This is a genomic window from Jidongwangia harbinensis (assembly GCF_020216025.1).
GTDB lineage: Bacteria > Actinomycetota > Actinomycetes > Mycobacteriales > Micromonosporaceae > Actinoplanes > Actinoplanes harbinensis.
Genome location: NZ_JAIWNC010000011.1, coordinates 251,693 through 274,228 on the forward strand (window position 1 = coordinate 251,693; position 22,536 = coordinate 274,228).

Sequence of the window (22,536 nt, forward strand, 5' to 3'; positions counted from 1 at the left end):
CCCGACCAAAGAAAACCGGTGGGACCATGCCGACATGACCGACTGCACCGCCCCGAAGCCGGGGCCGGGAGGGCATGCCGGAGGAGACGCCGGATGACCGCACCGACGCCCGGCGTACCGAACTGGGTCGATCTGGCAACCGCCGACCTGGACGACGCCACCGGTTTCTACACCGAACTGTTCGGCTGGACCGCGCACGTCTCCGGTGACGACTACGGCGGCTACACCTTCTTCGCGCTGGACGGGCGCCTGGTGGCGGGCGCCGGACCACTGCTCGGCGAGGGCCAGCCGACCGCGTGGAGCACCTACATCGCGACCGACGACGCGGACGGCGTGGCGGACCGGGTGGAGGCGGCCGGCGGCAAGGTGCTGGTGCCGCCGTTCGACGTGATGGAGCAGGGCCGGATGGCCGCGTGCCTGGACCAGGCCGGTGCGCCGTTCAGCGTGTGGGAGGCCGGCACCATGGCCGGCGGCGAGGTGTTCGACGTACCGGGCGCGCTCACCTGGAACGAGCTGACCACCCGGGACGTGGACGGCTCGATCGCGTTCTACGGTGCGGTCTTCGGCTGGACGGCCCGGCCGAACGCGATGTCCGACGTGCCGTACGTGGTGTGGGAGCAGGACGGCCGGACCGTCGCCGGGATGCAGCCGATGGTCGGCGCGGCCTGGCCGGACGACCTCCCGCCGCACTGGATGATCTACTTCGCGGTCCGCAGCTGCGACGAGTCGGCCGACCTGGCCCGGGCGCTCGGCGGGCGGATCGTGCACCCGCCGACCACCTTCCCGATGGGCCGGTACGCGGTGCTCTCCGACCCGCAGGGCGGCACGTTCTCGATCCTGCAGAGCCGCTAGCGGCGGACCGGCACGACCAGCGGGCCGTGGTCGCCGTCGATGACCCGCACCCGGACCCGGTAGTGCGCGGCCAGCAGTTCCTCGGTCAGCACCTCGGCGGGCGTACCGGCGGCCACCACCCGGCCGCCGGCCAGCAGCACCATGCGTTCGGCGTACTCGCCGGCGATGGTCAGGTCGTGCATGGTGGCGAGCACGGTGAGGCCGCGTTCGGTGCGCAGCCGGTCGACCAGGTCCAGCACCTCCTGCTGGTGCCCGATGTCCAGGGCGCTGGTCGGTTCGTCGAGCAGCAGGATCCGCGGGCCCTGGGCGAGCGCCCGGGCCAGGAACACCCGCTGCCGTTCCCCGCCGGACAGCGTGTCGAGCCGCCGTCCGCTCATGTCGGCCAGGTCCAGCGCGGCCAGCACCTCGTCCACCGCGGCCAGGTCGGACGCCGACTCCCGGCCCAGCGGCGGAATGAACGGGGTACGGCCGAGCAGCACGTAGTCCAGGACGTGCATGCCGGGCGGCACCACCGGCGACTGCATCACGGTGGCGACGATCTTGGCGCGTTCCCGCCGGGGCAGCCGCTCGACCGGGTCGCCGCCGAGCCGGACCGATCCGTGGAACGGCAGCACGCCGCCGACCGCGCGCAACGCCGTACTCTTCCCGGCGCCGTTCGGGCCGATGATCGTGACCCATTCGCCCTCGGCGACGTCGAGGTCGACCCGGTCCACGATCAGGTGGCCGTCCAGCCGGACGCTCAGGTCCCGTACCACGATCACGGCGCCACCGCCTTGGTGCTGCGCAGCACCAGCACGAAGAACGGCGCGCCGAGGAACGCGGTGACCACGCCGATGGGTATCTCCGCCTGGCCGGCGACGGTCCGCGCGAGCAGGTCGGTGAGCGCCAGGAACGCGGCACCGAACAGCACCGACAGCGGCAGGATGGACCGGTAACTGGGCCCGGCCAGCAGCCGCAGAGTGTGCGGGACGATGATGCCGACGAAGCCGATCAAGCCGGACACCGACACGGCCGCCGCAGTGGCCAGCGAGGCCGCCACGATCAGCAGGTACCGGCTGCGCTGCGGGTGCAGGCCCAGGCTGGCGGCCTCCTCGTCGCCGACGGTGAGCACGTCGAGTTCGCGGCGGCGGGACAACACGATGGCGCCGGTGACGGCCGCGTACGGCAGCACCATCAGCACGTCGTGCCAGCCCGCGGTGCCCAGCCGGCCGAGCAGCCAGGAGTAGACCTCGCGCATCGCGTCGACGTGCCGCTGCAGCAGGAAGGTCTGCGCCGCGGACAGGAAGGCGGACACGGCCACCCCGGCCAGGATCAGCGTGGCCGGGGTCCGGGCCCGGCCCCCGGCGGAACCGAGCACCCAGGTCAGCGCCACCGCGATCAGGGCACCGGCGAACGCGGCCAGCGGCACGCCGATCGGCAGGTTCGCGGTGACGTCGCTGGTGCTGGCCCGCCCGGCGATCACCGCGGTGACGCCCAGCCCGGCACCGGCGGCCACCCCGAGCAGGTGCGGGTCGGCTAGCGGGTTGCGGAACACGCCCTGGTACGCGGCCCCGGCCAGCGCCAGCATCGCCCCGACCAGCAACCCGAGCACCACCCGCGGCAGCCGCAGCTCGGTGACGATGGCGATCTCACGCTCGGTGAGGCCGCTGTCCATCCGTACCCCGGGGATGAGGTTGAGCAGCTCCACCGCGACGCTGCCCGGCGGCAGGCTGACCGGCCCGAACGCGATCCCGGCCACCAGGGCGACCGCCACCGCCAGCACGCCCGCGACCAGCCACCAGGGCCGCAGCCCGGCCGGCCGCGGGCGCACGGTGCCGGTCCGGCCCACCGGCGTCACGCCGGGACGTCGGCCACCGCGTCGGCCGCGGTCCGGACCAGGTCGACGACCCGGGGACCCCACCGCGAGGCGATGTCGTCGTCGATCGCCACGATCCGTCCGGTGCGCACGGCACTGATCCCGGACCAGCCCTTACGCGCCTGCACCGTGGCGGCGGACTGCTTGCAGCACTTCGTGTCGGCCAGGAAGATCAGCGCCGGGTCCGCGCCGACCAGCGCCTCCTGGGACAGCTGCGGGTAGCCGCCCTTGGCGCCGTCCGGGTCGGCGGCGTCCGCCACGCTGGTCAGGCCGAGCGGGCTGAGCAGCGAGCCGATGAACGTCTTCGACGTCACCGAGTACAGCGTCGGATCGAGTTCGTAGTAGTAGGTGAGCGGCTTCGCCCGCTTCGGCACGCCCTGCACGATCGCGGTGATGTCGGCGCGCATCCGCCCGGTCAGCGCGGTCGCCTCGCCCGGGTGCCCGGTGAGCGCGCCGAGCTGGCCGATCTGGGTGTACGTGTCGTCCAGCGACTTCGCCGCGGGCGCGTGGAACACCGGGATCTTCAGCGCGGTGAGCTGGGCGACGATCTTGTCCAGGTCGTCGGAGACGACCACCAGGTCGGGGTTCTTCGCGGCGACCGCCTCGGCGTTCGGCTTGAACGACGACAGGTCGGTGCGCGGCGCCTCGGCCGGATAGGTCGACTGGTCGTCGACCGCGGTGACCTGCGGTCCGGCGTCGAGAGCGAAGAGCATCTCGGTGGCGGTGGGCGAGAGCGAGACGATCCGTTCCGGCCGTTTCTCCAGGGTCAGGGAGCCGACCGTGACCGGGTACGAGGGTCCGCCGGCGCTCGGCTGCGCGGTGCCGGTGCCCTCGTCGGCGCCGCCGGCACACCCGCCGAGCAGTAACGCCGCGGCGGTGATCGCGGCGGTCCAGATGCGTTTCATGGGTCCTCCTGTCGGCCGGGCATACGGTGCTTCGCCGACAGGGCGGTGTGACGTCCCGTCCGCGAGGCGCCCCTCCCCGAGAGCGCTGGTTCGCGACCGGCGTCCAGGCGACCTGGCTGGCCTGCGCCTCGGCAGGCATCACAGTTGCGGGACAGCGCCGGATTCGCACCGGCTTCGCTGCGACGCGGTCCCTATGACGCTATCCCACCTGCCGGGGGTTCCCGCAGGCTGCGCAGCACCATGTCGATGACCTGGTCGTACGAGGTCTCGATGTCCTCCGGCATGCCGAACCCGCCGCGCGCCTCCAGGTCGGCGAAGCCGTGCGCGGCAGCCCGCATCCGCCGGATGGCGTGGGTGGCGGCCGCGTCGTCCAGCCCGTACTCGTGCATCACCGCCACGAACACGGCGAGCAGTTCCCGGCCGGCCTCGGCCAGGTCCGGGCTGTGCAGCGGATCCAGCGGGATCAGCCGGTACCGGGACGGGAACTCCCGGACGTACTCCCGGTAGGTCCGCATCAGCGCCTCCACCGCCTGGTCCCCGCCGCGGCCCATGACCGCGGCCGCGAACCGGGCGGTGGCCTGCCGGAGGGCCTTCAGCGCGATCAGGTCGCGCAGGTCGGCGAGGCTGCCGACGTGCTTGTAGAGCGACGGTGCGGCGACGCCGGCCCGGTCCGCCACCGCGGCCAGACTGAGCGCGTCGGGGCCCTTCTCGTCCACCAGGGCGAGCGCCACGTCGACGACCGCGCCGGTGGTCAGGCCGGCCCTAGGCATGCGAACTACCTGTCATAGCCCAAAAGCTATGACAGGTAGCCCGAAATCACCAAACTCAGCAGTACGTGGACTCCTTGCCGATCACCCGGTAGGGACAGTCCGCCGCCTCGGCCAGGATCAGCGCCGCCTCCCGGTTCCGGCTGGTCTCCCGCGTGATCACGCTCGCCGGCGGATAGAACCCGCCGCCCGAGGACGACCGCGGGTACAGCTCGAACGTGAACGCCCAGATCCGCTGGGTGCCCCACAGCCAGTCCAGCGAGTCGCCGTCGGTGATGTAGAGGTCACTCGACTGCTCCGGCGTGTAGTTGTTCGTCGCGGCCATCTGCCGGCCCAGCGTGGCGAACGTGTTGTACTGGTCCGCGCTCATCCCGGTGGTGGTGTTCGCGGTGGTGTGCCCGAACGGCCACAACACCAGTTCCGAGTACGAGTGGAAGTCGATCGCGGCCTTGATCTGCTGCACGCCGCCGACCACCCGGCTCTCCACGAACGACCGGATCACCTGGGTCTCCGGGGCGGAGAACGCCGCGGTACCCCGGTAGGTGTCCGACGACGGGCTGCCCGACGAGCCGCCGCAGCAGCCCCAGCGGTAGCCGTAGTTGCGGTTCAGGTCGGTGCCGACATAGCTGGAGTTCCGGTTCGGCTGCCGGTTCTTGCGCCACGAACGGTATTCGCCGGTCGCCACGTCGTACTCGGCGCCGTCCGGGTTGACCGACGGGATGATCCAGATCTCCCGGCTGTTCACCACGTTCCGCACCCGGGTGTCGCCGGCATAGCTCGACGTGTACATGTTCAGCAGGTACAGCGCCATCTCCACGGTGAGGTGCTCGCGGGCGTGGTGGTTGGCGTCGTACAGCACCTCGGGCTCCGCCTCGTCGGTGCCGACGTTGTCGGAGATCTTGACGGCGACGATGTCCCGGCCCTCGTAGGTCCGCCCCAGGACCCGCCGGGAGGCGATCGACGGGTACGCCGCGACGACGCGGTTCACCTCGGCGATCATCTCGCTGTAGTTGTGGAAGGCGGCGTCCCGCGACGGGAAGTCGAAGGTGGACAGGCCGCCCGGTGCGGTGGCGGCCGGCGTCGCCTTGACGGTGAAGCCCATCGCCCGCAGCGCCTTGATCTCGCTCCCGGTCGCGGTGATCGCCACCACGCCGTGCTCCACGCTGTCGATGGCGGCGCCGGTGCCGGCGATGAGGTTGCGCTGGGCGGGCGTACGGACGTCGAAGACCTCGTACGGGGCGGCGACGTCGGCGCGCGGCTCCGCGGTGGCGGGCCCCGCGACGGCGGAGGAAGCAGCGGTCATCGCCAACCCGACGAGGGCGGCGGCGACCAACACGGTGGCGCGTCGTCTCATGAACGACCTCCGGGAATGAGGGGTTCGGGCCCCGTCACTGCATCACCCGCGATCGACACTTGGCAATGCATCACGGCTCACGCCGGGCATGCCAATGTTCCCCCTACGTCCGCGTGATGGTCGTACCGCCGCCGACCGGGCGGGTCAGGCGCCGTCCTTGGTGTCCACGGCACGGTCACCCTCGGCCGCGGCGTCCTCGTCGCCGGCCAGCGCCGCCCGCAGCCGCTTCTTCTCCGCGGCCCGGCGCTGCGCGGCGGAACTGAGCTGCTCGGCCATCTCCAGGCGCCACTTGGCCAGCAGGAAGAACGAGAACGCCGCCGACGCGATCACCGCGATCATCGCCTTGACGAAGAGGTTGAGCGGCACCGGCAGCAGTGCGGCGAAGACGACCACGAACAGGCCGATCCGGCCGAGCGTGTACTTGACGGCGGGGCTCACCAGGTCACTCCGTTCCCCTGCGGCCGGTCCCGGCGCGGTGGCCCAGCCAGCGCAGGCCGTAGAACCAGACCAGGCAATACACCACGGTCAGAGCGAGTGCTCCGATCGCGCCGCTGATCAACGACGGAAAGATGCCGGACGCCAGCCCGGCCAGCGTCATCCCGGTCGCCACCCCGAACCCGGCGCCGAGAAACGCCACCACGATCCGGTAGGCGCCGAAGCCGGCCGCCCGGAACTCCTCGGTGAACAGCCACACCGGAAGGATCAGCGCGAGCCAGCCGCTGGAGTCGCCGAACTCGGACAACCGGGCCAGCGACATCGCCCCCTCGAAGACGAGGAGCACGGCGAATCCGGTCACCAGGCCGGCGAGCGCGACGCCGACCAGGTCGGCGATGGTCGCCAGGCGTCCGTCCGCGTCACGGCGCGGGCGGCGGGCACTCCGGGTGTCGGTCATGACAGTTCGAGGGTACGCGGTCGGTCCGGTCCGGTTACGCCCAGACCTGCTGCGGCACGCTGCGCCGGTCGGACAGCGACACCGGCTTGTCGTACTCCCGGACGACCTCGTAGCGGGTGTTGCGCTCGACCGGCTGGAAACCGGCGTCCCAGATCAGATTGAGCAGGTCCTCGCGGTGCATCGTGGTGGGTGTGCCGTACGAGTCGGCGTCGTGGGTGATCTTGTATTCCACAACGGAGCCGTCCAGGTCGTCCACCCCGAAGTTGAGCGAGAGCTGGGCGACCGACAGCCCGTGCATCACCCAGAAGCACTTGACGTGCGGCACGTTGTCGAACATCAACCGGGACACCGCGAACGTCTTCAGCGACTCGGCCGGAGCCGCCATCGTGGTGCGCGCCTGGATCCGGTTGCGGACCTTGCCGTCCGCCGAGTCGACGAAGTCGTGCTGGTAACGCAGCGGGATGAACACGGCGAAGCCACCGGTCTCGTCCTGCAGCTCACGCAGGCGCATGACGTGATCGACCCGGTGCCGCGGCTCCTCGATGTGGCCGTACAGCATGGTGGCCGGGGTCTTCATGCCCTTGGAGTGCGCCAGCCGGTGGATCCGCGACCAGTCCTCCCAGTGGCAGTTGTGGTCGACGATGTGCTGGCGGACCTCCCAGTCGAAGATCTCCGCCCCGCCGCCGGTGAGCGACTCCAGCCCGGCGTCCATCAGCTCGTCCAGGATGTCGCTGGCCGGCAGGCCGCTGATCTTCTCGAACCACTGCACCTCGGTGGCGGTGAAGCACTTGAGCTTGACCTTCGGGAGCGCCGCCTTGAGTTCGCGCAGCACCTTGGGGTAGTAGCGCCAGGGCAGCGTGGGGTGCAGGCCGTTGACGATGTGCAGCTCGGTGAGCTGCTCGTCCTCCATCTCCTTGGCCTTGCGGACGGCCTCGTCGATGCGCATCGTGTACGCGTCCTTCTCCCCCGGCTTACGCTGGAAGGAGCAGTACGCACAGCTGGCCGAACACACGTTGGTGAGGTTGAGGTGCCGGTTGACGTTGAACATCACCCGGTCGCCGTTCATCTCGGTACGCTTGTGGTGGGCCAACCGGCCGAGCCAGGCCAGGTCGTCCGAGGCGTACAGAGCGATGCCGTCCTCGCGCGTCAGCCGCTCGCCGGCGTAGACCTTGGCCTCCAGCTCACGCTTCAGTCCGGCATCCATGTGCGCCCCTCTCTCCACTCGTCGTCGAGAGTACGTCCCGCCCCCGACAGAACGTCCGGTCGGACGCGCCGGGGCGGCGAAGGTCACCTGACCGATCGGCGATTCACAGCTTCCTTTCATGCCGGATCAATCGACAGCGATGCTCCGGGTGGGGTAATACCTTAGGTAGGGACGACTACGCGACGGCGGACACCGGCGCGGCGGACGGGGAGTGTATGGGGACGGACCGGCAGTTCGGACAGCGGCCACTCCGGCGGTGCACACCGCTGGCGTACTCCGCTGCCACCGCTGCGGCCATCGCCATGCTGTTCCAGCCACTCCCGGCATCCGCCGCCCCGCAGGTCCCGGGGCCACCGGTGGCCCCGGTGGTGCCCGATGCCGGCTCGCGCCCCCAGCCGCTCGGTCCGCTGACCATGCCCGGACAGCGGCCCACGCCGACCACCACCCCCACCACGCCGGTGGTGACGCCGACCGGTCTGCCGAGCTCTCCGCTGCTCACCCAGATCGAGCGGCGGCGCACCGAGATCGCCACCCTCGGCGACCAGCTGATCAAGCTCGGCGAGGATCGCGACCTGGCCCTGCAGCAGGTCACCATCGCCGAGCGGAAGGTGACCGACGCCCAGGCCGCGCTGCTGCAGGCCGAGCGCGAAGCGGCCATCGCGGCGGCCAACGCGTTCCGCGACCAGGCCGCCCTGCCGCCCGGCTCGGTCGGCTCCGGTCTCGCCGACCTGGACGCGCTTGCCCGCATGCAGCGCGGCGAGTCGGCGACCGAGCAGGCCGCGGCCCGCCAGCTCGCCATCGCCCGGGCCGCACAGGCCGCAGCGCTCACCGAGAAGTCGGCGGCCACCGCCCGCGCCACCGACCTCTCCCAGCAGTACACCAAGCTGAACGCGTCCATCGCGAAGAAGCAGACCGCGCTGCAGAAGCTGGAGCAGAAGCACCGCACCGAGCTGTCCGCGGCCGAGGCGGCGGAGAGTGCCGCCGACCGCCGGCTGGGCGCGAACTACCTGGACGGCGCCGCCCAGGGACGCGGCGCGGACCCGCGGGCGGTGAAGGCGGTCGAGTTCGCCCTGGCCCAGATCGGCGATCCGTACGTCTGGTCCGAGGAGGGCCCGGACCAGTACGACTGCTCCGGCCTGATGTACGCGGCGTACCGCAGCAACGCGGCCGGCAACTTCCCGTTGCGGCGGGTGTCCCGCGACCAGTACGACCAGACCAACGACAAGACGGTGGACCGGTACTCGCTCGTCCCCGGCGACCTGCTTTTCTTCAGCTCCTCGAACAGCTGGACGGGCATCCACCACGTCGCCATGTACGCGGGCGAGGGCAAGATGGTCGAGGCGCCGCGCAGCGGGCTCAATGTCCGGTTGGTGCCGGTGCGGTGGTCCCGGCTGTTCGCGGCCACCCGGATCTACGGCTCGGTCGACGGACCGACCTCGGTTCCCAACCTGAACAACCCGGGCAACTCGGGCAACCCGACGCAGCCCAACCCGACCACCACGCCGCCCAAGACCAACCCCACCACCACCCCGCCCAAGACCAACCCCACCACCACGCCGCCGAAGACCGATCCCACCACCACGCCGCCGAAGACGGACCCCACCACCACCCCGCCGAAGACGGACCCCACCACCACGCCGCCGAAGACCGATCCGACCACCACGCCCCCGACGACGGAGCCGCCCGCGGAGGAAACGGACCCTCCCGAGCAGCCCAGCAACCCGCCGGCCTCCTCGGACGAGGACGAGTCGCCGGAAGGCGACGGGGCGGCGTCCTCCTCGGCCGGCTCCTCCTCGTCGGCATCGAGTTCCGCCTCGGCGTCCAGTTCCTCGTCAGCGGACGACGACGGCGAGTAGTCCCCGGCCCGATCCGCGCCAGCACCGGCCGACGCCGCGTGCGCATACGCGCGCCGATATGGCACGGTAAAGGCAGCGCCCGACGTCTCCACCGGTGTCGGCACGCGGGGATCGGGAGGACCCATGGACGAGCAGCAGGCTCCACCGGACGGCGACGGCAACAAGCCGCACGCTGGGCGGACGCCGCACGACGACCAGGGATACGAGCCTCCCCCGCCGCCCGCCAAGGGCGCCCTGTGGGCCTCGACACCGGACGCACCGGCCGCCGGGACCGGCCCGTTCTCGAGTGCCGCGCCGGTCAGTCCCGGTTCCAGTGGGCGCGCCTCGGTGCCCGGAGCGCCCCTGTCCCCGGCCCGATCGGGCTCGTCCGGCTCGTCCGGCTCGGGTCGGCCGTTCGACGTGGGCAGCAGCAGCCGGCCGATCTCCGCCATGCCCAGCCCGAACGCGGCCCGTGCCACCGTGCCCGGCGCGGTGCGCCCGGATCCGGCGGACGTCGGTTCCGGCAGCCGCCCGGTCGGTCAGTCCACGGTCTACGGAATCCGCAAGCCGGCCTCCGCCGAGTCCGGGCATCCCGATCCCGATCAGCCCCAACCGGACGAACCTCACCCGAACCGGCCCGACCCCGACCAGCCCGGACCGGGCCGACCCGACCCGGAACGCCCCGAGCCGGGGCACCCGGAGCCGGGGCGCCCGGAGCCGGGAGAGCCCGAACCGGGCCGTCCGCCCGCGCCCATGCCCACGCCCGGCAGGCCCGGCGATCCGGACAAGCCCGAGCCGTACAAGCCGTTCGACCCGCCGGACCCGATCGGGCCGTCGCCGAGCCCCTTCCCGGCGCCGGGCCCGGGCCCGCAGCCGGGTCCGTACCCCTCGCCCGGCCCCTCGCCGTCGCCGGTGCCACCGGGCCCGGGGCCGTCCCCGGTTCCCGGCCCGGGACCGTCGCCCAGTCCGGTGCCGCCCGGTCCGGGCCCGTCCCCCGTGCCCGGACCGCCGTCGCCGAACCCGGTCCCGCCGGGCCCCGAACCGTCGCCGGTGCCGGGGCCGCCGGTGCCGATCTTCCCGCCGCCGCCGACCATGCCGTCCGCCTCCGGGCTGCCCAGCTACACGATTCCGACCAGCGGCGCGGCGTCGGAGAAGCCGGCCGCGCCGGACGACTCGGACCACCCGTACCGCTCCGGCAAATCCTCCTGGGGCCGGCCGGCGGCGGAGCAGTCCGACGGCGACCAGGCGTATGGCACCCCCGGCGGCCCGGTCTGGGACCACCCCGGCGCCGCGCCCGCCCCGAGCGGCCCGGCCTGGAACGCACCCAGCGGCCCGCACTCCCCGGGCGGCTTCCGGCCGGCGCCGGCCGCCCAGGTCAGCACGCCGCCCGCGCCCGGCACGTACGGCGGTGGTGGTGGTGGTGGTGGCGTGCCGCAGCAGCGCGGCGAGGGCACGGTGTACGGCGGTGTCGGGAATCAGTCACCGATCGACATGACCATGCCGGTGAGCATGAACCCGGCGGTGGAGAATTCCGGCTCGCTGACCGGTCACATCCTGGCCCAGGGTTGGGACTTCGGCGCGGACACCGGCCGGCGCAGCAACATGAAGGTCGGCATCGCGATGCTGGTGGTGCTGCTGGTCCTGGTGGGGATCAGCGTGCTCTTCCTCTTCACCGCGGGTGAGGCGTTCACCGACATGCTCAACGGCGTCCTCGGCAAGGAGTGACCGGATCCGATTTGTCGGCCGGACGGCCAGACCCTAAGCTGGCGAGGTTGCGCCCGGGCGTGAGTATGCCCACTACCGGGGCGGAATGCGGGCGTTGACGGAAACGTTGACCCGTACACTGATGGTAATTATTGATGCGGCGCACCACGGGGTGCGCCACGGGCGTTCTTGCGGGCAATTCAGCGGTCGGCTTCAAGCCGCGGCGGGCCATTCGCGAGCATGCGCCCCCGTAGAGAGGTTCTCTTGACGACTTTCGCTGATCCCAGCACGCTCCCGTCCGCCCTCGAAACCCCTTCCCCCGAGGTGGCACAGCCTGTGGACGAGGCCGCCACCCCCACGATCGACACCCCCGCCCCGGTCAGCTTCGCCGATCTCGGTATCCCCGCCGAGCTGGTGCGCGTCCTGACCCGCGAGGGCATCACCGCCCCGTTCGAGATCCAGGCTGCGACCGTGCCGGACGCGCTGGCCGGCCGGGACGTGCTCGGCCGTGGCCAGACCGGCTCCGGCAAGACGCTGGCGTTCGGGCTTCCGCTGCTGGCGCGTGTCGCCAAGAGTGGCCGCGCGCAGCCGCACTACCCCAAGGCACTGATCCTGGTGCCGACGCGCGAGCTGGCCATGCAGGTGGCGGACGCGCTGATGCCGCTCGGCCGTTCGGTCGGCGTCTTCCTCAAGACCGCGGTCGGCGGCGTGCCGTACGACCGTCAGATGGACGCGCTGCGGCGCGGCGTCGAGGTCATCGTCGCCACCCCGGGCCGCCTCGGCGACCTCATCGAGCGTGGCGCCTGCAAGCTCGACCAGGTCGAGATCACCGTGCTGGACGAGGCCGACCAGATGGCCGACATGGGCTTCCTGCCCGAGGTCACCGAGCTGCTGGCCAAGACGCCGGAGGGCACCCAGCGGCTGCTGTTCTCGGCCACCCTGGACGGCGACGTCGACACGCTGGTCAAGCGGTTCATGACCGACCCGGTCACGCACTCCACGGCCCCGGCCGAGGCGAGCGTGTCCACCATGGACCACCACCTGCTGCTGATCCCGCCGCACGAGAAGTTCCCGATCACCGCGGCGATCGCCAACCGGTCGGGCAAGACGATCGTCTTCGCCCGCACCCAGATGGGTGTCGACCGCCTGGTCGACCAGCTGGCCGCGGTCGGTGTCCGGGCCGGTGCGCTGCACGGCGGCAAGACCCAGCGGGTCCGCACCCGCACGCTCGCCGAGTTCAAGGAGGGGCGTTCCAACGTCCTGGTCGCCACAGACGTCGCCGCCCGCGGCATCCACGTCGACGGCATCTCGCTCGTGGTGCACGTGGACCCGCCGAAGGACCCGAAGGACTACCTGCACCGGGCGGGCCGCACGGCACGCGCCGGTGAGTCCGGCGGGGTCGTCACGCTGGTCCTGCCCAAGCAGCGCCGCACCACCACGGCGATGATGACCAAGGCGGGCGTGACGCCCTCCGAGGTCCGGGTCCGCCTGGGCGACGAGAAGCTGGCCGAGGTCACCGGCGCCCGCGAGCCCAGCGGCGTCCCGGTTCCCCCGGAGCCGGAGGCCCGCCGCGAGCGGGGCGACCGGCCGAAGCGCTTCGGTGACCGTCCCCGCACCGGGTACGGCGACCGGCCGCGCAGCGGCTACGGCGACCGGGACCGGCCGCGCGGCGACCGCAGCTACGGCGACCGCAACCGGGCGTACGGCGACCGCCCGACCGGCGACCGCGGCTACAGCGACCGCCCGACCGGCGACCGGTCGTACGGCGACCGGGCACCGAGCCGTCCGGCCGGTGACCGCGGCTACGGCAGTCGTCCGACCGGCGAGCGCACGTACGGTGAGCGGCCGACCGGCGAGCGCACCTACGGTGAGCGGCCGACCGGCGACCGTCCGTACGGCGACCGCCCGCGTACCGAGCGCAGCTTCGGCGAGCGCCCGGCCCGCAACGGCGAACGTGTCGGCGGTTTCCGGCGCGACGCCCCGCGCAACGACCGGCGCGAGCCGGCGGCGGGCGAGCGGCGGTACAGCGCGCCGCGTCCGGCCCGCACCTACTGACGCACCATCACGGAGCCCCGGTACGCATCGCGTGCCGGGGCTCCGCCGTGCCGGCCAACACCGCGGCCGGGCGGGCAACACCGCGGCCGGGCGGGGGCACACAGCGGCCGGGCGGGACGGCCAACACGGCGGCCGGGCGGGTGCGGAGGCGAGCGCGACGGCGCCGGGAAGCGGTAGCGTGCCATCATGCCGACACTGCCCGCCTCCCGGTTCTGGGCCCGCCGGGACACCGACGGCACCGAGCATGCCCTGGTGGACACCCGCACCGGCCTCTACGCCCGGGGCATCGCGCTGGCCGTGGACCCGATTCCGTACACCTGCCGGTATGAGCTGCAGACCGACCCCGGCTGGGTGACCAACCGCTTCGACGTGAGCGTGGAGGGGGCCGGCTGGGCCCGTACCCTCCGGTTGGAACTGGCCGCGGGCCGCTGGCGCGCGACCACCTCCGAGCAGGGCGATCTCGATGCGGTGCTGTCCGCGGCCGGCCATGCCGGGGCGGGCCTGCCCGGCACCGAGGATCCGGATCTGCTGTACGGCGCGTTCGACGTGGATCTGACCGGCTCGCCGATGACCAATACGCTGCCGATCCGCCGGCTGGACCTGCTGAAGGCGGACTCCGGGGTGGCGCACCGGATCAGCGTGGCCTGGGTGCTCCTGCCGTCGCTCGAGGTGGTGCAGGCGGACCAGATCTACACGCCGCTGGACGCCGGGGTGATCCGGTTCGCGAACGAGACGTTCAGTGCCGACCTGATCGTCGACGACGACGGCTTCGTGGCGGACTACCCGGATCTGGCGAGGCTGATCCGCTGACCGCTCAGGGCCAGACGCCGTCGAGCAGGAACCGGTCGACGGTCGCCCGGTGCGGTGCCAGGTCGAGGCCCTGCGCGGCCACCCAGTCGTCGGAGTAGTAGGTGTCGGCGTACCGTTCTCCGCCGTCACAGATCAGGGTCGCCACCGAACCTTTCACCCCGGCCGCGCGCATGCCCGCGATCAGCTTGAACGCGCCCCACAGGTTGGTGCCGGTGGAGCCGCCGACCCGCCGGCCGAGGACCGCCGATCCGGCCCGCATCGCGGCCAGCGACGCCGCGTCCGGCACCGACATCATCCGGTCCACCACCGCGGGCTGGAATGAGGCCTCGACGCGGGGGCGGCCGATGCCCTCGATGCGGGAGCCACCGCCGGTGCAGTGGGTCCAGTCGCCGGAGACGTACGCGGGCCAGAACGCCGATCCCTCCGGGTCGACCACGCACAGTTTGGTGGGGAACTGCCGGTAGCGGGCGTACCGGCCGATGGTGGCGCTGGTGCCGCCGGTGCCGGCGCCGACCACGACCCAGGCGGGCACCGGGTGCCGTTCCAGCGCGAGCTGGGCGAAGATCGACTCGGCGATGTTGTTGTTGCCCCGCCAGTCGGTGGCCCGTTCGGCGTGGGTGAACTGGTCCATGAAGTGCCCGCCCAGGTCCGCGGCGAGCCCGCGGGCGGTGGTGACCGTGCTGGTCGGATCGTCGACCAGGTGACACTTGCCGCCCTGGAACTCGATCAGCGAGATCTTCTCCGGCGACGTGGTGGCCGGCATGACCGCGATGAACGGCAGTCCGAGCATCCGGGCGAAGTAGGCCTCGCTGACCGCGGTGGAGCCGGACGACGCCTCCACCACGGTGGTGTGCGGGCCGACCCAGCCGTTGCAGAGGGCGTACAGGAAGAGCGAGCGCGCCAGGCGGTGCTTGAGCGAGCCGGTGGGGTGCGACGACTCGTCCTTCAGGTAGAGGTCGATGCCCCAGGCGGCAGGGAGCGGAAAGGGCAGGAGGTGGGTGTCGGCGGAACGGTTCGCGTCCGCCTCGACCAGGGCGATGGCGGTACGGGCCCAGTCGCGTGCCGCGTCGTCGCAGCGGTCCAGCTGTTCCATGACGTGAGACGCTAGCCGACGCTGGGCTGGGGCCGGTTCTCCCACTTGGTGGAGAGCGCGATGGCGGTCCGGGTGGAGGCCACCCCCGGTGTGCGGTTGATCCGCACGATGAGCTGCTCCAGCTCGGCGATGGTCCCGACCCGCACGGTCAGCTGGTACGACTCGACGCCCGCCATGAAGTAGCAGGACTCCACCTCGGGCATGGCCCGCACGGCGGCGAGCACGTCGTCGGTGTCGGCGCCGGAGTCCTCGATGATGCCGATCAGTGCGGTGACACCGAGCCCGATCGCCTCGTGATCGATTTCCGCGCGGTAGGCCTGAATCGTGCCGGCCGCCTCGAGTTTTCCGACGCGTTCGTGCACGGCCGGGGCCGAGAGGCCGACCTGCCGGGCGAGTTCCGCGTAGGAGGAACGGGCGTTCTGGCGCAGCAGGTCGATCAGCCGACGGTCGATGGCGTCCATGGCATCAGACCCTAATCGGGTGGGTAAAGCCATCTCACGCCCGGTAGTGGCTGAGGGAAGCCAGGATAATGATCACTGTCGCAATCGGGGCTTTTTCCGCATTTCACGGACTTGTAGTGGGGGCGATGCTCTAATTGCTTTACGTCCCGACCGAGCTCGCCGACACGCACCGTGACCACCGGCCGCTCCAAACCAATGACGCGAGGAGGGGGTTGTGGACACTGGAGATCGTCTGCTGACACCGGGCGAGGTGGCCGCGCTGTTCCGCGTCGACCCCAAGACGGTCACGCGCTGGGCGGCCGCCGGACGCATCGGCAGCATCCGCACTCCGGGTGGACACCGCCGGTTCCGCGAGTCCGAGGTGCGTGCGCTCCTGGAAGGCGACGGCGTCGTCGAGGAGATGCGTGAGGACGACGCGGCGAACCGGCCGCGCAACAGCGGCCCGGCAAACCCGGGATCGACCTACGGTCCGCCCAACGGGCTGCGCTGAGCGTTCAGTTCACCGGCCCACCGGGTGAACAGCTGGTGCGGTACGCCGAGCGCGTCCAGCACCTTCCCGGCCACGAAATCCACCAGTTGCGCCGCGGTCGCCTGCGCCCCGGAACCGTAGAAGCCGGGGCTGGCCGGCAGCACCACCGCTCCGGCGTCGTGCAACGCGATGAGGTGCTCCAGGTGGCTGCGGGTCACCGGGGTCTCCCGCGGCACCACCACGGTCCGCCGGCGTTCCTTGAGGTTCACCTCGGCCGCCCGCTGCAGCAGATCCTTGCTGAGACCGATGGCGATGCCGGCGCAGGCCGCCGTGCTGGCCGGCACCACGACCATGCCCCGGGCCGGGTACGAGCCGCTGCTCGGCCCGGCGGCCAGGTCGCCGGCCGGCCAGTAGACCAGGTCGCCCAGGTCGCGGCCGAGCCAGGCGGCCACGTCGTCCTTCCAGTGCGCGTCCCGCACCGTCATGCCGGTCTCGTCCAGCAGGGTCAGCCGGGCCGCCCGGGAGACGACCAGATCGGCGGACTCGCCGGCGTCCAGCAGCGCGTTCAGCACCGCCCGCGCGTAGGGGGTGCCGGAAGCACCCGAGACGCCGACCACCCAGGGAGTGCGCATGACTCAAGCATGCCCTGTCCCGGAAACCGGCGCGGGAGCCCGGCTGACGCCCGGGGCCACCGGCACGGAACCCTCGTGCTGGCGTGCCCCGGGCACCGCGATCGTCGCCGTGATCAGCGCCGCGACCGCCGCCGTGAGCCATCCCGCCCGCCGCCGGTCGCGTAACCGGCGGCCGGCCGCGACGATGTCGTCGGCGCTGTGCCGCATCGGCGGCGCGACCGGCCCGTCCACCTACGTCATCGGGAACCAGGCGGCCGGGTCGTCGACGTCGGCGAACCGCAGGCCGGCCATCACCTTGCGCAGGTCGGCGGTCGACTCCTGGCCGCTGCCCTGCACCTCGGCCACGTACTTGCCGCCCGGGAGCAGGCGGTAGCAGAGCTGGGCGTTGCCCGAGTTGCACCAGACGGCGTCCTCCGGCTGGCCCTTGGGCGGCTGGCTGTTGGTCGCCCACTTCCGGTCGTACACGTTGATCCGCAGGTCGCGCTCGGTGCTGTCCTCCGGGTCGAGGACCGGCATGGTGGTGGTGCCGGCCGCCGAACCCGCGCCGTGCACGTACCGGGTGCCGGTGATCTGGGCCCAGCCGCCGCCGTTCGGCCAGTCCGCGCCGCGACCGCCGGAGGCCAGCCGGTAGCCCTCCGGCAGATAGGTGGTCTCGAAGACGATCGAGGCGGGGTACGCGTCCGCGCCCCGGAGGCCCGCGGCGATCGACATCAGGTCACGCTTGCCGTGCTGGTCGGGCGTCACGTTGTCGATGACCGCCCAGGCGTCGTCGGCGTACTGCCACGCGAGCGCCGGCCACTTGAGGCCCTCGCCGCCGCTCGGGTCCCGGTCGATCGGCATGTCGGTGCTGAAGTAGCCGGGGCGGCCGGCCACGGTCACCGGCTCGGCCTTGAACGTACGGAACCGCTCCGGGCTGAACGCCTTGGGGCGGTAGACGGTCAGCTTCAGCGCGAACTTCGGCCCGGTGACGTCGTCGGGTGACGCCTTCCGCTCACCCGACTTGAACGGGCGACCGTTCTTCTTGTCCTCGGTCGCCTTCTCGTCGGCCGCCGAGTCGCTGCCGTACATCGTCTCGGTCTCGTTGCCGACCCGGATGTCGGCCTGCTGGAAGTTCGGCGCGACCAGCACCGGATCGGTCACCCGGTACTTGCCGACGGTGTAGCCGCGGAAGCCGAACTGGAAGTCGCCGGCCGGGTAGGTGAACGGTACGTCCGCCGCGGCCTTCGTCGTCGCACCGGTGGCGGCGGCCACGTCCGGGCGGCCGGGGGTGCGGCCGGCCAGCGCCTGCGGCAGGACCACGGCGCCGGCGACGGCCGCGACCACGGCGAACGACGCCGCGCCGGTGAGCGCCACCCGGCGCCGGCCCTGGCGCCGCCGGCCGGCCGCCACCGCGTCGTCGACCGTGTAGCGCGCCGGCGGGGCGTCGGACTTAGCGGCTTGGAGCAGGTCGTACAGATCGTGCTGCATAACGCCCCTCCTCAGGGTTCTGGTCGGTGAAGTCGGTGCCGAGGACCTTCCGCAGGATGTCCAGTCCGCGTGCGGTGTAGCTCTTGACCGTGCCCTCCGGGCAGGCCAAGGCCTCCGCGGTCTGCTGGACGCTCAGTCCCTCCAGGAAGCGCAGCACCACCACGGCCCGGAGCCGGGCCGGCAGGTGCTGCAGCGCGGCGCGAATGTGCAGCCGGTCGTCGACCGCGTGGGTACGGTCGAAGCTCGGCGGTTCCGGCATCGCGTGACTGGTCGACTGCTCCCGTCGCCACCACGGTCGCCGGGTCTCGTCGATCGCCGCCCGCACCACGGCCGTCCGGGCGTAGCTGTCCGGACGTTCGATGCGGCCCCACTTGACGTACAGCTTCGCGAGCACGGTGAGCACCGCGTCCTCGGCCGTCTGCCAGTCACCACACGTCAGGTACGCCAGCCCGCGCAACGGCTCCATCTGCGCGCCGACGAAGTCGCGGAACTCCGTCTCTCTGTCATTCACGGGGACTAGACGGATGGACCGGCCTCCGGGGTTACAACAGAATGAGATCGAGGAGGGCGAACAGGAAGAGGGCGATGCCCACGAAGCCGTTCGCGGTGAAGAACGCCCGGTTGACCTTGGAGAGGTCGTGCTCCGTGACCACCACGTGCTGGTAGCCGAACGCGACCGCGGTCAGCGCCAGTCCGACCCACCACAGCCAGCTCAGGCCGACCAGCGCGCCGAACCAGACGAACAGCGCGAACGTGACGACGTGCGTGGCGGTCGAGATGCGCAGCGCGGTGCGGACCCCGAACCGGGCCGGCGTGGAGTGCACGCCGATCCGGCGGTCCACCTCGACGTCCTGGCAGGCGTAGATGATGTCGAAGCCACCGATCCACAGCCCCACGGCGGCGCCCAGCACCCAGGCCGGGCCGGAGCCGGCGAACGTACCGGTGATCGCGATCCAGGCACCCACCGGCGCCACCGCCTGGGCCAGCGCCAGCACGTAGTGCGGGAAGCTGGTGAAGCGTTTGGCGTACGGATAGACGATCAGCGGGATCACCGCGAGCGGTGCCAGTAGCAGGCACAGCGGGTTGAGCAGGCCCGCGGCGAGGAACAGGACGGCGATCGACACCACCGCGCCGGTCCAGGCGGTGCGCACGCTGACCGCCCCGGTGACCAGTTCACGGTTGCGGGTACGCGGGTTCTGCGCGTCGATCTTGCGGTCCAGGATCCGGTTGGCCGCCATCGCGAACGTCCGCCCGCCGACCATGGCCACCGTGATCAGCAGCAGGTCGGTCCAGCGGCGCTCCGGCCACATGGCCACGAACGCGGACAGGTAGGCGAACGGCAGCGCGAAGACCGAGTGCTCGATGGCGACCAGTCGCAGGAAGGCCCGGACCCGGCCGGGAGTTTCGGGGGCGACCGCGGTCACGAGAGCCCGTACTCCTTCCAGCGCTTGTCCACCAGCGCGACCACCTCGGGCGTCATCGTCATCTCCTCCGGCCAGCCCCGCGTGTAGCCCTCGGTGGGCAGCTTACGGGTTGCGTCGATGCCCGCCTTTCCGCCCCAGAACTGCTGGTAGGAGGCGTGATCGAGATGATCCACCGGGCCCTGGGTGATGAGCAGGTCGCGGTCGTAGTCGACGTTGCCGAAGGCCCGGAACGCGACCTCGGCGTAGTCGTGCACGTCGCAGTCGGCGTCCACCACCACGATCAGCTTGGACAGCGACATCAGGTGCGCGCCCCAGACCGCGTTCATGATCTTCTGGGCGTGTTTCGGGTAGCGCTTCTGGATCGACACGATGACGCAGTTGTGGAACACCCCGGCGGCCGGCATGTCGTAGTCGACGATGTCCGGGATCAGCATCTTGAGCAGCGGCAGGAAGATGCGCTCGGTGGCCTTGCCGAGGCCGTGGTCCTCCTGCGGCGGCTTGGACGTGATGATCGAGTGGTAGACCGGCTCCCGCCGCATGGTCATGCACTCGATGTGCAGCACCGGGAACGGCTCGACCGGGGTGTAGAAGCCGGTGTGGTCGCCGAACGGCCCCTCGGGGGCCCGCTCCCCCGGCTCCAGATAGCCCTCCAGCACGATCTGCGCCTGCGCCGGCACCTGCAACGGCACGGTGAGGCAGTCGACCATCTCCACCCGTTCCCCGCGCAGGAACCCGGCGAACAGGTATTCGTCGATGTCGCCGGGCAGTGGCGCGCTCGCCGCGTAGCTCACCACCGGGTCGCAGCCGATCGCCACCGCCACCGGCAGCCGCTGCCCGAGCCGCTCGGCCACCGCGTGATGGGCGGTCGAATCCTTGTGGATCTGCCAGTGCATGCCCAGGGTGTTGCGGGAGTGCTGCTGCAGCCGGTAAAGGCCGAGATTGCGCTTGCCGGTCTCCGGGTGCTTGGTGTGGGTCAGCCCGTAGTTGTGGAAGATGCCGCCGTCGCCCGGCCACACCTGCAGACCGGGCAACCGGTCCAGATCCACCTGGTCACCCTTCAGCACGACCTCCTGGCAGGGCGCCGACTTCACCTTGCGGGGCGGCACCGACTTGAGCTGCAGCACCTTGCCGAGCCCCTCCCGGATGCCGGACCAGCCCACCGGCAGCTCCGGCTTGATCAGCGCGCCGATCCGGTCGCCGACCTCGTCCAGCGACTCGACGCCGAGCGCCATCGCCATCCGCTTCTCGGTGCCGAACAGGTTGACCGCGACCGGCATCTCCCCACGGGTGGGCCGCTCGAAGAGCAGGGCCGGGCCACCGGCCCGCACGGTCCGGGTGACCACCTCGCTGATCTCCAGCGTCGGATCGACCGGCACACCGACCCGCCGCAGCTCACCGGCGGCCTCCAGGGCGGTCAGAAAACTCTGCAGATCGGGGTACGGGAATCCACGCGCGGCCATGGTCACCAGTGTTCCTCACCGGTACGACAGTCGGGCGTACCTCGGCACTTCCGCCGCTCAGATCACAGCGCCCGGCGTCCCCTTGTGCCGGCCGGAGTCGTTGTGCGAAGGTCCCCCAGGTATCGACGAAGCTGCACATCTGAATACTCGGGGGGATTTTCGTGCGCATATCAGTGCGGGCATGGGGCGGTGCGCTGCTGGTCGCGGTGTTGACCGGCGGTCTGGTCGGCGGCAGCGCCGACGCGGTGGGCGGTGGGGCCACCGTCGCCGACGGCGAGTTCCCCTTCGTGGCTAAGGTCAGCTTCGCCGATCAACGAGCCTGCACCGGCGCCCTGGTCGCCACCCGGTGGATCATCACCGCCAAGTCGTGCTTCGCGGACGGCTCGGCGCCGGTGGCGGCCGGCGCTCCGGCCAGACCGACCACCGTCCTGCTCGGACGCCCGGACCTCACCAGGACCGCCGGACACCGGCTGTCCGTGGTCTCGGTGACCCCGCACCCGGATCGGAACATCGCCCTGGCCCAGTTGTCCGGGCCGGTCAAGGACATCAACCCGATCTCGTTGAGCAGCGAAGCACCGCAGGCGGGCGAGACGCTGCGGATCGCCGGATTCGGGCGCACCGCCTCGGAATGGGTGCCGAACCGCCTCCACGCCGGCACGTTCACCGTCGAGTCGACCACCGCCACCTCGATCGCCGTGCAGGGCGCCGCTCTCTGTAAGGGCGACGCGGGCAGTCCCGCCTTCCGCGTGGTGGGGGGTCGTGCGGAACTCGTCGGCACCAGCGACACGAGTTGGCAGAGCGGCTGCCTCGGCGAGACCGAGACCCGGTCCGGTGCGGTCGAGGCCCGCACCGACGACCTCGTCGGCTGGATCCGCGCCGGCACCGCCCTCAAGCCGGACCGCCTGCGCGATCCGGTCATCGGCGAGTTCAACGGGGACAGCTTCCCGGACCTTCTCGCTCCCGACGAGGCGGGCCGGCTCTGGCTCTACCCCGGCACCGCGAACCCCGAGCTGTGGGGTGACCGGGTGCAGGTCGGCTCCGGCTGGACGGGCTACCGCGAACTCGTCGTCGGCAAGATGAACCGTGACCAGTACGACGACCTCGCCGCCATCGAACAGGCCACCGGCAAACTCTGGCTCTACCCCGGCAACGCCGCCGGCGCACCCTTCGCCACCAAGACCGAGATCGGGGCCGGCTGGGGCACCTTCCGCGACCTCACCATCGGCCGGGTCAACCGCGACCAGTACGACGACCTGCTCGCCGTCAACGACACCAACAGCCAACTCATCCTCTACAC

Annotated in this window: 22 protein-coding genes, 1 pseudogene and 1 riboswitch; of the genes and pseudogenes, 7 read left to right on the forward strand and 16 right to left on the reverse strand. The window is 71.7% G+C overall.

Features of this window, described 5'->3' with window-relative positions; translation table 11 throughout:
- The first annotated feature begins 93 nt into the window (after positions 1 to 93).
- A complete protein-coding gene (locus LDL48_RS17345) occupies positions 94 to 852 on the forward strand; it encodes a VOC family protein (protein ID WP_225256166.1) in 759 nt (252 codons plus the stop codon).
- Here the strand turns inward: LDL48_RS17345 and LDL48_RS17350 are convergent.
- From LDL48_RS17350 to mqnE, 8 genes and pseudogenes are all read right to left on the reverse strand, one after another.
- Entirely contained in the window at positions 849 to 1,610 is a 762-nt protein-coding gene (locus LDL48_RS17350; protein ID WP_225256207.1) for an ABC transporter ATP-binding protein, read from the reverse strand. The two genes, LDL48_RS17345 and LDL48_RS17350, sit on opposite strands and share 4 nt — an antisense overlap.
- Positions 1,610 to 2,689 carry a FecCD family ABC transporter permease gene (locus LDL48_RS17355; protein WP_225256167.1) on the reverse strand — a complete coding sequence of 360 codons (1,080 nt, stop codon included), beginning with the start codon at positions 2,687 to 2,689 and terminating at the stop codon, positions 1,610 to 1,612. Before LDL48_RS17355 ends, LDL48_RS17350 begins: the two co-directional genes overlap by 1 nt.
- Positions 2,686 to 3,612, reverse strand: coding sequence for an ABC transporter substrate-binding protein (locus LDL48_RS17360; RefSeq protein ID WP_225256168.1), 927 nt, complete (start codon positions 3,610 to 3,612; stop codon positions 2,686 to 2,688). The genes LDL48_RS17355 and LDL48_RS17360 overlap by 4 nt, the downstream gene beginning before the upstream one ends.
- A gap of 111 nt (positions 3,613 to 3,723) precedes the next feature.
- Positions 3,724 to 3,785, reverse strand: a riboswitch (cobalamin riboswitch).
- An 18-nt stretch (positions 3,786 to 3,803) separates the two neighbouring features.
- Entirely contained in the window at positions 3,804 to 4,382 is a 579-nt protein-coding gene (locus LDL48_RS17365) for a TetR/AcrR family transcriptional regulator (protein ID WP_225256169.1), read from the reverse strand.
- Between the two features lie 58 nt (positions 4,383 to 4,440).
- A pseudogene (locus LDL48_RS17370) lies at positions 4,441 to 5,733 on the reverse strand (M14 family metallopeptidase); the annotation flags it as partial.
- Positions 5,734 to 5,877: 144 nt separating this feature from the next.
- Positions 5,878 to 6,171, reverse strand: coding sequence for a DUF4229 domain-containing protein (locus LDL48_RS17375; protein ID WP_225256170.1), 294 nt, complete (start codon positions 6,169 to 6,171; stop codon positions 5,878 to 5,880).
- Positions 6,172 to 6,175: 4 nt separating this feature from the next.
- Positions 6,176 to 6,625 (reverse strand): hypothetical protein, encoded by a 450-nt coding sequence (locus tag LDL48_RS17380; RefSeq protein ID WP_225256171.1) that lies wholly within the window; start codon positions 6,623 to 6,625, stop codon positions 6,176 to 6,178.
- A gap of 34 nt (positions 6,626 to 6,659) precedes the next feature.
- Positions 6,660 to 7,829, reverse strand: coding sequence for an aminofutalosine synthase MqnE (gene mqnE / locus LDL48_RS17385; protein ID WP_225256172.1), 1,170 nt, complete (start codon positions 7,827 to 7,829; stop codon positions 6,660 to 6,662).
- A 365-nt stretch (positions 7,830 to 8,194) separates the two neighbouring features.
- On the opposite strand from mqnE, the gene LDL48_RS17390 reads away from it, so the two are divergent.
- The 4 genes from LDL48_RS17390 (at position 8,195) to LDL48_RS17405 (ending at position 14,233) form a co-directional block, all read left to right on the forward strand.
- The gene (locus tag LDL48_RS17390) at positions 8,195 to 9,685 is read left to right on the forward strand and encodes a C40 family peptidase (RefSeq protein ID WP_225256173.1); all 1,491 of its coding nucleotides are present in this window, start codon (positions 8,195 to 8,197) and stop codon (positions 9,683 to 9,685) included.
- Between the two features lie 123 nt (positions 9,686 to 9,808).
- Positions 9,809 to 11,389, forward strand: a complete 1,581-nt coding sequence (locus tag LDL48_RS17395) for a hypothetical protein (protein WP_225256174.1) — start codon at positions 9,809 to 9,811, stop codon at positions 11,387 to 11,389.
- A gap of 243 nt (positions 11,390 to 11,632) precedes the next feature.
- Positions 11,633 to 13,423 carry a DEAD/DEAH box helicase gene (locus LDL48_RS17400; protein ID WP_225256175.1) on the forward strand — a complete coding sequence of 597 codons (1,791 nt, stop codon included), beginning with the start codon at positions 11,633 to 11,635 and terminating at the stop codon, positions 13,421 to 13,423.
- Positions 13,424 to 13,609: 186 nt separating this feature from the next.
- Positions 13,610 to 14,233, forward strand: coding sequence for a putative glycolipid-binding domain-containing protein (locus LDL48_RS17405; protein ID WP_225256176.1), 624 nt, complete (start codon positions 13,610 to 13,612; stop codon positions 14,231 to 14,233).
- A 4-nt stretch (positions 14,234 to 14,237) separates the two neighbouring features.
- Here LDL48_RS17405 and cds1 read toward each other — a convergent pair whose 3' ends face one another.
- A complete protein-coding gene (gene cds1, locus LDL48_RS17410; RefSeq protein WP_225256177.1) occupies positions 14,238 to 15,326 on the reverse strand; it encodes an L-cysteine desulfhydrase Cds1 in 1,089 nt (362 codons plus the stop codon).
- Positions 15,327 to 15,337: 11 nt separating this feature from the next.
- Positions 15,338 to 15,787 (reverse strand): Lrp/AsnC family transcriptional regulator, encoded by a 450-nt coding sequence (locus LDL48_RS17415; RefSeq protein WP_225256178.1) that lies wholly within the window; start codon positions 15,785 to 15,787, stop codon positions 15,338 to 15,340.
- 214 nt (positions 15,788 to 16,001) lie between these two features.
- Between LDL48_RS17415 and LDL48_RS17420 the strand changes: the two genes are divergently transcribed.
- Positions 16,002 to 16,277, forward strand: a complete 276-nt coding sequence (locus LDL48_RS17420) for a BldC family transcriptional regulator (protein WP_225256179.1) — start codon at positions 16,002 to 16,004, stop codon at positions 16,275 to 16,277.
- On the opposite strand, the gene LDL48_RS17425 is transcribed toward LDL48_RS17420, so the two are convergent.
- Genes LDL48_RS17425 through LDL48_RS17450 form a run of 6 tightly spaced genes read right to left on the reverse strand, consistent with a single transcriptional unit; the run spans position 16,250 to position 21,239 of the window.
- Positions 16,250 to 16,888 (reverse strand): UbiX family flavin prenyltransferase, encoded by a 639-nt coding sequence (locus tag LDL48_RS17425; protein ID WP_225256180.1) that lies wholly within the window; start codon positions 16,886 to 16,888, stop codon positions 16,250 to 16,252. The two genes, LDL48_RS17420 and LDL48_RS17425, sit on opposite strands and share 28 nt — an antisense overlap.
- 3 nt (positions 16,889 to 16,891) lie before the next feature.
- Positions 16,892 to 17,119 carry a hypothetical protein gene (locus LDL48_RS17430; RefSeq protein ID WP_225256181.1) on the reverse strand — a complete coding sequence of 76 codons (228 nt, stop codon included), beginning with the start codon at positions 17,117 to 17,119 and terminating at the stop codon, positions 16,892 to 16,894.
- Positions 17,120 to 18,355, reverse strand: a complete 1,236-nt coding sequence (locus LDL48_RS17435; protein WP_225256182.1) for a hypothetical protein — start codon at positions 18,353 to 18,355, stop codon at positions 17,120 to 17,122.
- Positions 18,318 to 18,866, reverse strand: a complete 549-nt coding sequence (locus tag LDL48_RS17440) for a SigE family RNA polymerase sigma factor (protein ID WP_225256183.1) — start codon at positions 18,864 to 18,866, stop codon at positions 18,318 to 18,320. The genes LDL48_RS17435 and LDL48_RS17440 overlap by 38 nt, the downstream gene beginning before the upstream one ends.
- Before the next feature lie 31 nt (positions 18,867 to 18,897).
- Positions 18,898 to 19,779: a menaquinone biosynthesis prenyltransferase MqnP gene (gene mqnP, locus LDL48_RS17445; RefSeq protein ID WP_225256184.1), complete on the reverse strand. Its 882-nt coding sequence runs from the start codon at positions 19,777 to 19,779 to the stop codon at positions 18,898 to 18,900.
- Complete coding sequence (locus LDL48_RS17450; RefSeq protein ID WP_225256185.1) at positions 19,776 to 21,239, reverse strand: menaquinone biosynthesis decarboxylase; 1,464 nt, start codon at positions 21,237 to 21,239, stop codon at positions 19,776 to 19,778. Before LDL48_RS17450 ends, mqnP begins: the two co-directional genes overlap by 4 nt.
- Positions 21,240 to 21,400: 161 nt before the next feature.
- On the opposite strand from LDL48_RS17450, the gene LDL48_RS17455 reads away from it, so the two are divergent.
- The coding region (locus LDL48_RS17455) for a S1 family peptidase (RefSeq protein ID WP_225256186.1) at positions 21,401 to 22,536 on the forward strand (1,136 nt) is incomplete at its 3' end.